At 72.8% G+C, this 12,038-nt stretch carries 13 protein-coding genes; 3 read left to right on the top strand and 10 right to left on the bottom strand.

What is annotated here, in order from left to right:
• Positions 1–58: 58 nt before the first annotated feature.
• The 5 genes from ACFCY7_RS10145 to afsQ1 form a co-directional block, all read right to left on the bottom strand.
• The gene (locus ACFCY7_RS10145) at positions 59–259 is read right to left on the bottom strand and encodes a PspC domain-containing protein (protein WP_376483083.1); all 201 of its coding nucleotides are present in this window, start codon (positions 257–259) and stop codon (positions 59–61) included.
• Between the two features lie 91 nt (positions 260–350).
• Positions 351–932 carry a VanZ family protein gene (locus ACFCY7_RS10140; RefSeq protein ID WP_376483081.1) on the bottom strand — a complete coding sequence of 194 codons (582 nt, stop codon included), beginning with the start codon at positions 930–932 and terminating at the stop codon, positions 351–353.
• A gap of 143 nt (positions 933–1,075) precedes the next feature.
• On the bottom strand, positions 1,076–1,723 hold the full coding sequence (locus tag ACFCY7_RS10135) for a hypothetical protein (RefSeq protein WP_376483079.1): 648 nt from the start codon (positions 1,721–1,723) through the stop codon (positions 1,076–1,078).
• On the bottom strand, positions 1,720–3,252 hold the full coding sequence (locus ACFCY7_RS10130; protein WP_376483077.1) for an ATP-binding protein: 1,533 nt from the start codon (positions 3,250–3,252) through the stop codon (positions 1,720–1,722). Before ACFCY7_RS10130 ends, ACFCY7_RS10135 begins: the two co-directional genes overlap by 4 nt.
• A complete protein-coding gene (gene afsQ1 / locus ACFCY7_RS10125) occupies positions 3,249–3,926 on the bottom strand; it encodes a two-component system response regulator AfsQ1 (RefSeq protein ID WP_267045480.1) in 678 nt (225 codons plus the stop codon). Before afsQ1 ends, ACFCY7_RS10130 begins: the two co-directional genes overlap by 4 nt.
• A 169-nt stretch (positions 3,927–4,095) precedes the next feature.
• Here afsQ1 and ACFCY7_RS10120 point away from each other — a divergent pair, with 169 nt between their 5' ends.
• Positions 4,096–4,818 (top strand): SigE family RNA polymerase sigma factor, encoded by a 723-nt coding sequence (locus ACFCY7_RS10120; protein ID WP_376483075.1) that lies wholly within the window; start codon positions 4,096–4,098, stop codon positions 4,816–4,818.
• 593 nt (positions 4,819–5,411) lie between these two features.
• On the opposite strand, the gene ACFCY7_RS10115 is transcribed toward ACFCY7_RS10120, so the two are convergent.
• The gene (locus tag ACFCY7_RS10115) at positions 5,412–6,107 is read right to left on the bottom strand and encodes a uridine kinase (RefSeq protein WP_376483074.1); all 696 of its coding nucleotides are present in this window, start codon (positions 6,105–6,107) and stop codon (positions 5,412–5,414) included.
• A gap of 52 nt (positions 6,108–6,159) precedes the next feature.
• Here ACFCY7_RS10115 and ACFCY7_RS10110 point away from each other — a divergent pair, with 52 nt between their 5' ends.
• Positions 6,160–6,558: a hypothetical protein gene (locus ACFCY7_RS10110; protein ID WP_376483072.1), complete on the top strand. Its 399-nt coding sequence runs from the start codon at positions 6,160–6,162 to the stop codon at positions 6,556–6,558.
• Here the strand turns inward: ACFCY7_RS10110 and ACFCY7_RS10105 are convergent.
• Both ACFCY7_RS10105 and ACFCY7_RS10100 read right to left on the bottom strand, forming a co-directional pair.
• On the bottom strand, positions 6,491–8,221 hold the full coding sequence (locus tag ACFCY7_RS10105) for a DHA2 family efflux MFS transporter permease subunit (RefSeq protein WP_376483070.1): 1,731 nt from the start codon (positions 8,219–8,221) through the stop codon (positions 6,491–6,493). The genes ACFCY7_RS10110 and ACFCY7_RS10105 overlap by 68 nt on opposite strands.
• Positions 8,222–8,223: 2 nt before the next feature.
• Positions 8,224–8,814, bottom strand: a complete 591-nt coding sequence (locus tag ACFCY7_RS10100; protein WP_376483069.1) for an NADPH-dependent FMN reductase — start codon at positions 8,812–8,814, stop codon at positions 8,224–8,226.
• Between the two features lie 114 nt (positions 8,815–8,928).
• Here ACFCY7_RS10100 and ACFCY7_RS10095 point away from each other — a divergent pair, with 114 nt between their 5' ends.
• A complete protein-coding gene (locus ACFCY7_RS10095) occupies positions 8,929–9,663 on the top strand; it encodes a TetR/AcrR family transcriptional regulator (protein WP_376483067.1) in 735 nt (244 codons plus the stop codon).
• 47 nt (positions 9,664–9,710) lie between these two features.
• On the opposite strand, the gene ACFCY7_RS10090 is transcribed toward ACFCY7_RS10095, so the two are convergent.
• Together ACFCY7_RS10090 and ACFCY7_RS10085 are read right to left on the bottom strand one after the other, a co-directional pair.
• Positions 9,711–10,604 (bottom strand): aldehyde dehydrogenase family protein, encoded by an 894-nt coding sequence (locus ACFCY7_RS10090; RefSeq protein ID WP_376483065.1) that lies wholly within the window; start codon positions 10,602–10,604, stop codon positions 9,711–9,713.
• Entirely contained in the window at positions 10,597–12,033 is a 1,437-nt protein-coding gene (locus ACFCY7_RS10085) for an aldehyde dehydrogenase family protein (RefSeq protein ID WP_376483063.1), read from the bottom strand. The genes ACFCY7_RS10090 and ACFCY7_RS10085 overlap by 8 nt, the downstream gene beginning before the upstream one ends.
• Positions 12,034–12,038 lie beyond the last annotated feature (5 nt).

Genomic DNA, 12,038 nt, shown 5'->3' with positions numbered 1-12,038 from the left:
CACCCGGACTTCCCGGGTGCGCGCCCCTTCGGCGTGCGCGGTGGTGACCTGCGAGCGGCTACCAGGCCGTGGACGCGGTCTTCTCCGAGGGGAGGAAGAACCAGAGCGCCAGGTACAGCAGGAACTGCGGGCCGGGCAGCAGGCACGAGACCAGGAAGATCAGGCGCATCGTCCACGCGGAGGTGCCGAAGCGCCGAGCCAGCGCCGCGCACACTCCGCCGATCACGCGTCCGTCACGGGGGCGGATGATTGCGGCCATGGTGGGCTCCTTCGATGTCGTCTCCGGGAGCCGCTCCGTCGGGCTCCCGATGACTCCATACTGCCGCCGGGAGGGGGGACGAAGCGTCGGTCTACCGGGCGATCGGGACCCTGGGAATCGTCGGGGTCGAACCCTGAGCCGCCTCGTTCCGCAGCAGGGGGGAACCCCTATCGGGCCTACGGCCTCCGGAGGAGGGCCCTCGCCCCGGCTCCGACCTGCGGCGCAGCCAGCCACGGCCGGCCGGCACGAACAGGAGGTGCGCCAGCGCCACCCCCGCCGTGTTCAGGAGGACCGAGTCCACGTCGACGACCTGACCCGGCACGGCGGTCTGCAGCAGCTCCACCGCCAGCGACACCAGCGCTCCGGCGGCGGTCGTCCGGGCCAGCGAGGCCCACCGCGACACGTCGAGCCGCCCGTCGGCCATCGGGAGCAGCACCCCCAGCGGGGCCAGCAGCAGCAACCCCTCGCCGATCAGCCGCGCCGCCTCGGTCGCGCCGAGCGCCAGATCCGCCCGCAGACCGTGCAGCGGGATCGTGTTCGGCGCGGTCACCCACGCCACGTCCCGTGGGCGCAGGCTGACCCAGGCGACGAGCAGCAGATGCGCGACGAGGAGTACGAACCCCACCACGCGGACGACCACGGCGGCACCACCGCCCGAACCTTGACGCTGCACGCCCCCCAAGACGCCCACCACAGCGGAATCGGTTCCGCCGCGCTCGTTTCCAGCCAGAATGCCCCGACGCGCGACCGGCCTCGGGCCGTGGGGTCCGTGCGGGACCGACCGCCTCAAGACCGCGAGGTCCCCACAGGACCGCCTCAGGGAGCCGGGGTGGTCGAGGCGGTCGCCGGGGGCCGTACCGCGGCCGTCGGTGCGGCGGATTCGGGGCGTTCGCGGAGTTCGGTGGTGCAGCGGTAGCGCTTTGGGGCGTAGGAGCCGGGGCCGCCGAGGAGGACGGTGTGGTCACCGGCACCGACGGAGCTCTCCGCGAAGGTGCAGACGATCTGCGACAGGGCGGTCGGGGCCAGGTCCTCCGGTTGCCGGCTCAGCCGCAGCGTCCCGGCCGGGTCGCCCGCGTGGCCGCCGGTGACGAGCAGCGGACTCCGCACGGCCGTCGTGAAGCCGGCCTGCCGCTCGCTGCCCGACGGGTCGTCGAGCAGCTGCGCGAGCAGTCCCGCCGCCGTACGGACCGGATCGCCGCCCGCCTTCTCCTCCGGCAGCGGCGAACGCCGGTCGACCGGCTCCAGCTGCGAGCCGCACACCAGGTAGACCCGGACGGGCATGCCCTGCGCGGTCGTCGCCGACGCGCTCTCGTCGGCCAGGCTGCACGGGACGCGGGACGGGGCCGCGCCCGCGTCCACGGGGACGGACGTGGTCCTGATCCCGCAGCCGGTGACGAGTACCGTCAGCGCGGCCGCGAGCAGGGCGCCCGCGCCCGTCGTACGCCCGAAGATGCGGCGCGTCACGCTTCCTCCACCTCGCCCTGGCTGCTGCGGGTCTGCACCTCGCGCGTGATCCCCGAGGCGTCCAGCGGCAGTCGCAGCACGAACACCGCGCCGTCCACCGCACCGTCCTCGCCGACCGAGTTGGAGGCGGTGATCGACCCGCCGTGGATCAGCGCGTTCTCCATGGCGATCGACAGGCCGAGACCGCTGCCCTCGGACCGCGGCCGGGACGCGCTCGCCTTGTAGAAGCGGTCGAAGACGTGCGGCAGCACCTCCTCGGGAATGCCGGGACCGTGGTCGCGCACCGCGATGACCAGCTCCTCGTCCTCCGTGCGCACGGACACCCGGACCGGCGAACCGCCGTGCTTCAGCGCGTTGCCGATCAGGTTCGCCAGGATCACGTCGAGGCGGCGCGGGTCGAGCGGCGCCACGATGCCGCGCTCGGCGTCCAGATCGACCGCGTCCAGCCAGGCCCGCGCGTCGATGCACGCGGTGATCTGGTCCGCGATGTCCACCTCGTCGAGGACGAGCCGGGCGGTGCCCGCGTCGAAGCGGGTCACCTCCATCAGGTTCTCCACCAGGTCGTTCAGCCGCCGGGTCTCGCTCACCACCAGCGCCACCGCGGGGGCGATCATCGGGTCCAGGGTGTCCTGCTCGTCCTCGAGGACCTCGGTGACGGCGGTCAGCGCGGTCAGCGGGGTGCGCAGCTCGTGCGACATGTCGGCGACGAACCGGCGACTCGATTCCTCCCGCGCGCTCATGTCCGCGACCTTCTTCTGCAGGGACTCGGCCGCGCTGTTGAACGTACGGGAGAGATCGGACAGTTCGTCCGCGCCGCTCACCCGAAGCCGGGTGTCGAGCTTCCCCTCGCCGAGCTGCCGGGCCGCCTCGCCGAGCCGGTGCACCGGGCGCAGCACGGTCGTCGCCGCGACCTGCGCCAGCAGCACCGAGCCGACGACCGCGAGCGCGGTCGCGATCCCCAGCGACCAGGCGAGCGAGTTCAGATCGGCCTTCTCCGCGGCCAGCGACTTGAACATGTAGCCCGCGGGCCCGCCGCCGTCGATCCGCGTCCCGCCGACCAGGTACGGCGTCCCGTTCCGCTCCGTACGCTGCCAGAACAGGTGGTACTTGTACGCGTTGGCGTCCGTCACCGGCCGCTCCGTGTCCACCGCCTCCTGCAGCGAGCGCGGCACGTCCGCGAGCGTGAAGTCGTCCGGGTCGGACGCGCCGACGATCGGCTTGCCCGCGTCCCGCTCGCCGAGCAGCAGCACCTGGTAGTCCGCGGCGCTGCCGCTCGCCATCTGCTCGGCGGTCCGCCGCAGGTCGTCCTGGGTGGGCCGGAGCGGCAGCGTGGCCGCCCGGTTCTGCATCTCCTGCCGGAAGTCGTTGAGCGCCCCGTCCTGCGTACGGGTCAGCACCGCCTCGCGGTTGAGCCAGTACGCGATGCCGGAGGCGGCGACGGCCGCGGTGAGCGCGACCAGGGCGAAGACGACGACGAGCCGCAGCCGCAGGCTGGACAGCCTCGGCCGCGCGAGGATCCCCTTGCTCACGCAGGAACGTCCAGCCGGTAACCGACACCCCGCACGGTACGGATGAGCGTCGGCGAGGACGGCACGTCCTCCACCTTGGCGCGCAGCCGCTGCACACAGGCGTCGACGAGCCGCGAGTCGCCCAGGTAGTCGTGCTCCCACACCAGCCGCAGCAACTGCTGCCGGGACAGCGCCTGTCCGGGCCGACGGCTCAGCTCCAGGAGCAGCCGCAGCTCGGTCGGGGTCAGCTGGAGGTCCTCGCCGTTCTTGGTGACCGTCATCGCGGACCGGTCGATGACCAGGGACCCGTAGGTCGCCGAGTCCGTCGACTCCCGCTCGCCGCGCCGCAGTACGGCCCGGATGCGCGCGTCGAGGACCCGGCCCTGCACCGGCTTCACCACGTAGTCGTCGGCGCCGGACTCCAGGCCCACCACCACGTCGATGTCGTCGCTGCGCGCGGTCAGCAGGATGATCGGCAACTGGTCGGTCCGGCGGATCCGCCGGCAGACCTCGAAGCCGTCGATGCCGGGCAGCATGACGTCCAGCACGACCAGGTCCGGCCGCTGCTCGCGCAGCAGCAGCAGGCCGTCCTCGCCCGTCGCGGCGGTGGCCACCCGGTGACCCTGCCGCGACAGGGAGAGCTCGAGGGCCGTGCGGATGGCGTCGTCGTCCTCGATCAGCAACAGAAAAGGCACGCCGTCATTCTGTCGCATTGGGCCGTCCGAGTACGACCGCTCGCCGACTCGCTCCTGCCCCGTCTCCTGTGACACGCCTGTGACAGTCGGCGGACAACGCCATGAAGTCCCAGGGGCAAGCTTCTTGGCACACGGACCGAAACACACTCCAGCCGACGGGGGGCGCAAGATGAACGCACTGCACAGCACCACCTCAAGCGCAGTTGTCACGCGTCTCCACGACGTCGTGCGGAGCACCGAGAAGTCCGGCGTGGTGAACGGGCGGGGGTGCGTTCGCAGCGTCGGGCGTCAGCGCAAGGCGCCTTACATGGTCGCCGTCGCTGACGGGGGAGCGGCGTACGGGGAGGTCACGGGGGAACGCACGAACTGCTCGGAAGCCGAGTTCACGGCTTACGTGCAGGAGCGTCGTGCCTCCCTGTACGCCACCGCCTACCACCTCACCGGTGACCGGTTCGAGGCCGAGGACCTGCTCCAGAGCGCGCTGTTCTCCACCTACCGCGCCTGGGACCGCATCAGCGACAAGGCCGCCGTCGGCGGATACCTCCGCCGCACCATGACCAACCTGCACATCAGCGCCTGGCGCCGCCGCAAGCTCAACGAGTACCCCACCGAGGAACTCCCCGAGACGGTCGGCGAGACCGACGCCATGCGCGGCACCGAGCTCCGCGCCGTCCTCTGGCAGGCCCTCGCCCGGCTGCCCGAGCTCCAGCGCACCATGCTCGTCCTGCGCTACTACGAAGGCCGCACCGATCCCGAGATCGCCGAGATCCTCGACATCAGCGTCGGCACCGTCAAGTCCAGCATCTGGCGCTCGCTCCGCCGCCTCCGCGAGGACGAGGTCCTCAGCTTCGGCCGCGACGAAGAGGAGTCCTTCGGCGAGCTCGTGGCCTGAAGGCGGGGGGAACAGGGGGGAACGGGGAACACCCGCGGGGTCACGGGGGAACGGGGCCTTCGCGGGGCCGTACGGGGGTACGGGGGTACGGGGGAAACACGACACGGGTCGTACAAGCCGGGGGGCTTGTACGACCCGCGCCGTTTTCCCCCATGCTCCTGCCCCTCTGACGCGGCTCCGCCCCGCCGCTCCCACCACCCCTCGTTGTGGGCAATCGTTCCTCCCCCAGACTTCGTCCGGGGGGACCCCCAGGGCGGGACGGGTGGGCACAACGGACGGCGCCCCGTGCCGGGCCTAGGCTTCCGTGCCTTGACCCGCATCGGGTGTGCGTCGAGCTATGGGTGCGGGTAGGCGCAGGGGGCGGGGGCGCCGCTGAGGGCGCCGTCCCGTGTGCCCACCCGTCCCGCCCTGGGGGAGGGACGATTGCCCACACGGCGGTGGGCCGGGGCGACGGCCGGCGGCGGGCGTAGCCCGCACGGTGGGTGCCGAGGGCGGCGGCGGGCGCGGCCCGCACCCCAGGGCCTGGCCCGGGCGGGGGCCCCGGGGCCCGCCCGGGGAGGTCGTGCGGCGCGGGGCCCGGTCGCGGGTGGGGGTTAGTTGGGGGTGGGGGTGCGGTGGCGGCCGGCTGCGGCGGCGGCGAGGCGGCCGAGGGCTTCGGGCTTGGCGCAGGGGTGGGCACCGAGCGCGGCCTGACGGGCGACGATGGCGCGCTCGGTGCGCATGAGGCGCCAGCCGCGGCGGATGAGGAAGGGCACGGACTTGCGGCCCTCGCGGAGGTCGCGGGCGAGGCGGCGGCGGAAGGTCGTCGAGGGCCGGCCGCGCAGGCAGATCGCGTCGGCGAGGACGTCCAGTTCGCGGCAGCGGGCGACGATCTCGGCCGCGAAGATGCCCTCGGCGACGAAGAGCGGGGTCCGTGCGATGTCGAGCCGCTCGCGGTCGACGCGGGAGCTGGTGGCGATGTCGTACACGGGCACGTCGGTCCGTCCCGTGCGGCACAGTTCGACGATGGCGGCGACGGCCGTGTCCGCGTCCCAGGACAGCGGGGAGTCCCAGTCGATGTCCGTGCTGCCGTCGACGAGCGGGAGCGTGGGGTCGTCGGCTTCCTTGTAGAAGTCGTCGAGGCGCAGGACCGGGAGGCCGGTGACGGCGGCGAGGGACGACTTGCCGGAGCCGGAGGGGCCCGTGAGCAGGACGACACGGGTCGGGATCGGTTGGGAACTCACGGGACACCAGTGTGAAGCATTCCCCCGTGCAGGGGACCCCCGAGGAAGGCCGTTGGTATCGAGCATCACACCTCGACTACTGTCGGTGGCCGCCCGGTCACCCGTTGGAAGGATCATGATGGCGCGTCACGCAGAACCCCGGACCCCTCGTCGCAGTGCCCTGCTGAAGGCCGGTCTCACCGTCACGGCGGCGGGTGCCGCGCTGGTCGGCGGGGGCGCCGCGGCCCAGGCGGCGGCTCCGGTGCCGCTGCCCGTCGACTCGCTGACGAGGACGGACGCGGCGGCGGCCGGGTCGGGTGCGCTGAGCGGGGTCACCCAAGGGCTGGGGCCGCTCACCCGGCTCCAGCTCGACCCGCTGGCCAACACGGGGGTGGATCCGCTCGACAACGGGCTCGGCACCCAGGTCGCCGACTTCAAGCCGGTCGGTACGAACCTGGTCACCGACCACGTCACGAAGGGCGGGGCCGTGGCCGACCTGCCGGTGGTCGGTCCGCTGACGCAGGGGCTGCTTCCGTAGCGCGGTTCCGTGTCGTGGCGGGGTCCCGTCCCGGTCCCCTGGCGGGGTTCCGCTCCGCGGCGGTGGTCGACTCCGGGGCAGTGGCCGGCTCCGTAACGGGGGCCGGTCCCGTAGAGGGGCTCGGTGCCCCGGCGGGTTCCGGTGCCCCGGCGGGTTCCGGTGTCCCGGCGGGTTCCGGTCCTGTGGTGGGGCCCGAACCTCCGGCCGCTTCCGGTTCCGTCGTCGCGCGTAGGGGGTCCTCCTGTACGAGCCAGGCGACGGCGAAGGACAGGGCGGCGAGGGCGGTGGTGCCGAGGAGCACGCCGTGCAGGCCGTTGGTGACGGCGGTGCGGAGGGCTTCGCGGGCCGGCTCGGGGAGGTGTGCGGCCTGGGTGGGGGTGAGGCGGGTGTCGGTGCCGGCGAGGCGGGCGGAGAAGACCGCGCCGAGGGCGGCGACGCCGAGGGAGCCGCCGAGGGTGCGGAGGAGGGTGACGGTGCCGCTCGCCGCGCCCATGTCGCGGGGTTCGGCGCCGTAGAGCGTGATGAGCATGGTGGATTGCATGAGCAGGCCCATGCCGGCGCCGAGGACCACGGGGAGCGCGGAGGCGACGGCGACGGGGGTGTCCGTGTCGAGGAGGAGCAGGAGGAGCGCTCCTGCGGTCATGAGGGCGCCGCCGAGGATGGGGTGGAGCCGGTAGCGGCCGGTGCGGGCGATGAGGCGGCCGGAGGCGAGTTGGGCGCCGACCATGCCGAGCATGAGGGGCAGGAGGAGCAGGCCGCCGGCGGTGGAGGAGCGGCCGCGGGCGAATTGGAGGTACTGCGGCAGGTAGCTCATCGCGGCGAGCATGCCGGCGCCGACGAGGAGGCTCAGGAGTTGGGCGAGGGCGAAGTTCCGGTTGCGGAAGAGGCGGGGCGGGACGACGGGTTCCTCGGCGCGGTGCTCGACCCGGACGAGCCAGGCGAGGGAGGCGGCGGCGAGGGCGCCGAGGGCGAGGATCCGCGGTGAGGTCCAGGAGTGTCCGGTGCCGGCCCAGGTCGCGAGCAGGGTGAGGGAGAGGACGCCGGTGGTGAGGAGCAGGGCTCCGAGCCAGTCGACGCGGGCCCGGACGCGCGGGGTTCTGACGTGGAGGGCGAGCGCGACGATCAGCAGGGCGGCGAGGCCGAGGGGGACGTTGACGTAGAAGGCCCAGCGCCAGGACAGGTGGTCGGTGAGGGCGCCGCCGACGAGGGGCCCGCCGGCGAAGGCGACGGGCAGCATGGCGCCGGTGACGGCCTGGACCCTGGGGCCGTCCTCGGGGGAGACGAGGGTGCCGATGAGGGCGAAGGCGCCGACCATCAGGCCGCCGGCGCCGACGCCCTGGAGGGCGCGGAAGGCGATGAGCTGGTCCATGGTCTGGGCGAGTCCGGAGAGGACCGAGCCGGCGAGGAAGACGGCGACCGCCGCGAGGTAACTGCCCTTGCGTCCGCGGAGGTCGCCGATCTTGCCCCAGAGGGGGGTGGTGACGGCGGCGGTGAGGAGGTAGCCGGTGACGACCCACGACAGGCGGTCGAGGCCGCCGAGTTCGCCGACGATGGTGGGGAGCGCGGTGCCGACGATGGTGCCGTCGACGGCGCCGAGGACGACGCCGAGCATGAGTCCGGTGATCCCCAGGTAGGGGATGCGGGTGCGCGGGGTGTCGGTCATGGTCAGGCTCCGTAGGGGGTCTTGGCACGGCCTTCGCGCAGGACCTGGGCCCACCAGGCGAGTTGGTCGAGCATCGAGGCGGCGGCGCTGTCGGCGGCCGGGTCGACGGCCCGGCCGTCGGCGTCGAACTGCCCCCAGACGCCCTGGAGTCCGACGGCCTCGCGGATGGTGACGGCGTGCAGTTCGGCGAAGACGGCCCGCAGGTGTTCGACGGCGCGCAGGCCCGCGGAGAACCCGCCGTAGGCGACGAGGGCGACGGGCTTGGCGTGCCATTCGCGGTTGTGCCAGTCGATCGCGTTCTTCAGGGACGCGGGGTAGCTGTGGTTGTACTCGGGCGTCACGACGACGAAGGCGTCGGCGGCGGCGAGGCGCGGGGAGACGGCGGCGAGCAGGTCCCGGTCCTCCTCGCGGGCCGGGGCTTGGCCGAGCTGCGGGAAGACGGTGGGCAGCGGGGTCTCGGCGAGGTCGATCAGGTCGGTGGCCATGTCGGGGCGGGCGGCGGCGTGGGCGTCGATCCAGCGGGCGACGGTGGGGCCGAGGCGCCCGTCGCGGGTCGAGCCCTGGATGACGGCGATGCGGAGCGGAGTGCTCATGGTTCCCCCTGGAAGCGGTGATGTGTACGGCGTACGCCGACAGGTGTACAACGTACACGTCGGTGTGTACAACGTCCACAAGGCATACGCTGTACGCGACACAAGGAGGCCGGAGTGGCGAAGAAGGACGAGACGGACGCCGTCTCGCTGTGGGAGCGGCTGGAACGGCCCGCGACGGCACCCAGGGCGTCGCTCACCCCCGGCAGGATCGCCGACGCGGCGATCGCCATCGCGGACCGCGACGGCTTCGCCGCCGTCACCATGCGCAAGGTCGCCACCGAACTGGGCGTCGCCCCCATGGCCGCGTACCGGCACGTCGACGGCAAGGACGAGCTGTGGGCGCTCATGATCGACCGGGTCTCCGACGAGCTGGAGCCCCCCGGCGAGCCCTCCGGCTGGCGAGGGACGCTCCGCGCCTACGCCCTGCGGACCCGCGAGACGATGCTGCGCCACCCGTGGCTCGCCCACATGCCGGCGCCGCTCTTCGCGCTCACCCCGAACCGGATGGCGGCGGCCGAGCGCCAGCTCGCCTCGCTCGACGGCCTCGGGCTCGACGTCGACACGATGATGGCGGCGTTCCGCGCCGTCAACGCCTACGTCCACGGCGCCACGCAGTCGGAGGCCGCGCTGCGCCAGTACATGGCGGACCAGGGCTGGGAGAGCGGCGACGAGACCCGCCGCGGCCTCGCCCCGCAGATGTCCTACCTCATGGAGACCGGGCGCTACCCGACGTACCGGCGCTACACCCAGGGGGCCGCGCGCAAGGACGACGCGGCCTGGCAGTTCGAGACCGGCCTCGACTGCGTGCTCGACGGGGTGGCCGGGCTGGTGGAGCGCGGGCGGGCATGAGAACGGCCCCCGGGTGCGCACACCCGGGGGCCGTCATCGCGTGTCGGCTAGTACGAGGAGCCGCTCGCGCCCAGGCTGCCCGTGGGGTGCCAGACGGTCTTGGTCTCCAGGAAGGCGGTCATGCGGTCCGTGCCGGGGGACTCGGCGAAGTCCTCGGTACGGGGGCGCAGGACGCGCTTCAGGTTGTCGGCCGCGGCGATCTCCAGGTCCCGGGCCAGGTCGGCGCCGGCGCCCGTCAGGTCGATCGCGTTGACGTCCTGGTGGGCCGCGAGGTGCGGGCCCATCTCGGCGGCCTTGCCGGACAGGATGTTGACCACGCCGCCCGGGAGGTCGGAGGTGGCGAGCACCTCGCCCAGGGAGAGGGCGGGGAGCGGCGACTTCTCCGAGGCGATCACGACGGCCGTGTTGCCCGTCGCGATCACCGGGGCGATCACCGAGACCAGGCCCAGGAAGGACGAGTCCTGCGGGGCCACGACCGTGACGACACCGGTCGGCTCGGGCGAGGAGAGGTTGAAGTACGGGCCGGCGACCGGGTTGGCGCCGCCGACGACCTGGGCGATCTTGTCGGTCCAGCCCGCGTACCAGACCCAGCGGTCGATCGCCGCGTCGACGACCGCGGCCGCCTTCGACTTCGACAGGCCCTCCGCGTCCGCGACCTCGCGGACGAACTGCTCCCGGCGGCCCTCCAGCATCTCGGCGACGCGGTAGAGGACCTGGCCGCGGTTGTACGCGGTCGCGCCCGCCCAGCCGCCGAAGGCCTTGCGGGCGGCGACGACCGCGTCACGCGCGTCCTTGCGGGACGACAGCGGCACGTTCGCCAGCCACTTGCCCTTGGAGTCGGTCACCTCGTACACCCGGCCGCTCTCGGAGCGGGGGAACTTGCCCCCGACGTACAGCTTGTAGGTCTTGAAGACGCTCAGCCGCGTCGCCGACTCAGACATCGAGGTAGGCCTCCAGACCGTGACGGCCGCCCTCGCGGCCGAAGCCCGACTCCTTGTAGCCGCCGAAGGGCGAGGTCGGGTCGAACTTGTTGAACGTGTTGGCCCAGACGACACCCGCGCGGAGCTTGGAGGCGACCGCCAGGATGCGGGAGCCCTTCTCCGTCCAGATGCCGGCGGACAGGCCGTACTGGCTGTTGTTGGCCTTCGCGACGGCCTCGTCGGGCGTGCGGAAGGACAGCACCGACAGGACCGGGCCGAAGATCTCGTCGCGGGCGATCCGGTGCGCCTGCGTGACGTTCGTGAAGAGCGTCGGGGCGAACCAGTAGCCGGCCGACGGGATCTCGCAGGAGGCGGTCCAGCGCTCGGCGCCCTCCGCCTCGCCCTGGTCCACCAGCGAGGTGATGCGGGCCAGCTGCTCCGAGGAGTTGATGGCGCCGATGTCGGTGTTCTTGTCCAGCGGGTCGCCCAGGCGCAGGGTGTTCAGGCGGCGCTTGAGCGAGTCGAGCAGCTCGTCCTGGATCGACTCCTGGACGAGGAGGCGCGAGCCCGCGCAGCAGACCTGGCCCTGGTTGAAGAAGATGCCGTTGACGATGCCCTCGACGGCCTGGTCGATCGGGGCGTCGTCGAAGACGATGTTGGCGCCCTTGCCGCCCAGCTCCAGCGTCACCTTCTTGTCGGTGCCGGCGATGGAGCGCGCGATGGCCTTGCCGACGGCGGTCGAACCGGTGAAGGCGACCTTGTTCACGTCCGGGTGCTCGACCAGCGCGGCGCCCGTCTCCCCGTAACCGGGAAGGATGTTGACGACGCCCTTCGGCAGCCCGGCCTGGCGGCAGATGTCCGCGAAGAACAGGGCGGAGAGCGGGGTCGTCTCGGCCGGCTTCAGGACGACCGTGTTGCCGGTCGCGAGCGCGGGGGCGATCTTCCACGCCAGCATGAGCAGCGGGAAGTTCCACGGGATGACCTGGCCGGCCACGCCCAGCGGGCGCGGGTTCGCGCCGTAGCCGGCGTGGTCGAGCTTGTCGGCCCAGCCCGCGTAGTAGAAGAAGTGCGCGGCGACCAGGGGGAGGTCCGCGTCGCGGGTCTCCTTGATCGGCTTGCCGTTGTCCAGGGTCTCCAGGACGGCCAGCTCGCGGCTGCGCTCCTGGATGATCCGGGCGATCCTGAAGAGGTACTTGGCGCGCTCGGAGCCGGGCAGCGCGGACCACTTCTCGAACGCCTTGCGGGCCGCCTTCACCGCGCGGTCGACGTCCTCGGCGCCCGCCTGGGCGACCTCGGCGAGGACTTCCTCGGTGGACGGGGAGACGGTCTTGAAGACCTTGCCGTCGGCCGCTTCCACGAACTCGCCGTCGATGAACAGGCCGTACGAGGGGGCGATGTCGACGACGGACCGGGACTCGGGCGCCGGTGCGTACTCGAATGCAGATGCCATGTTGA

Source organism: Streptomyces sp. NPDC056361, from assembly GCF_042262805.1.
In the GTDB taxonomy this organism is placed as follows: domain Bacteria; phylum Actinomycetota; class Actinomycetes; order Streptomycetales; family Streptomycetaceae; genus Streptomyces.
This window is presented reverse-complemented; position numbering and strand designations above follow the sequence as displayed.

Coding starts and splice junctions, on each gene's coding strand:
- ACFCY7_RS10105 (WP_376483070.1), bottom strand. CDS start 8,221: ATGACCGACACCCCGCGCACCCGCATCCCCTACCTGGGGATCACCGGA.
- ACFCY7_RS10115 (WP_376483074.1), bottom strand. CDS start 6,107: ATGCTCGATACCAACGGCCTTCCTCGGGGGTCCCCTGCACGGGGGAAT.
- ACFCY7_RS10090 (WP_376483065.1), bottom strand. CDS start 10,604: ATGTCTGAGTCGGCGACGCGGCTGAGCGTCTTCAAGACCTACAAGCTG.
- ACFCY7_RS10100 (WP_376483069.1), bottom strand. CDS start 8,814: ATGAGCACTCCGCTCCGCATCGCCGTCATCCAGGGCTCGACCCGCGAC.
- ACFCY7_RS10145 (WP_376483083.1), bottom strand. CDS start 259: ATGGCCGCAATCATCCGCCCCCGTGACGGACGCGTGATCGGCGGAGTG.
- ACFCY7_RS10120 (WP_376483075.1), top strand. CDS start 4,096: ATGAACGCACTGCACAGCACCACCTCAAGCGCAGTTGTCACGCGTCTC.
- ACFCY7_RS10110 (WP_376483072.1), top strand. CDS start 6,160: ATGGCGCGTCACGCAGAACCCCGGACCCCTCGTCGCAGTGCCCTGCTG.
- ACFCY7_RS10085 (WP_376483063.1), bottom strand. CDS start 12,033: ATGGCATCTGCATTCGAGTACGCACCGGCGCCCGAGTCCCGGTCCGTC.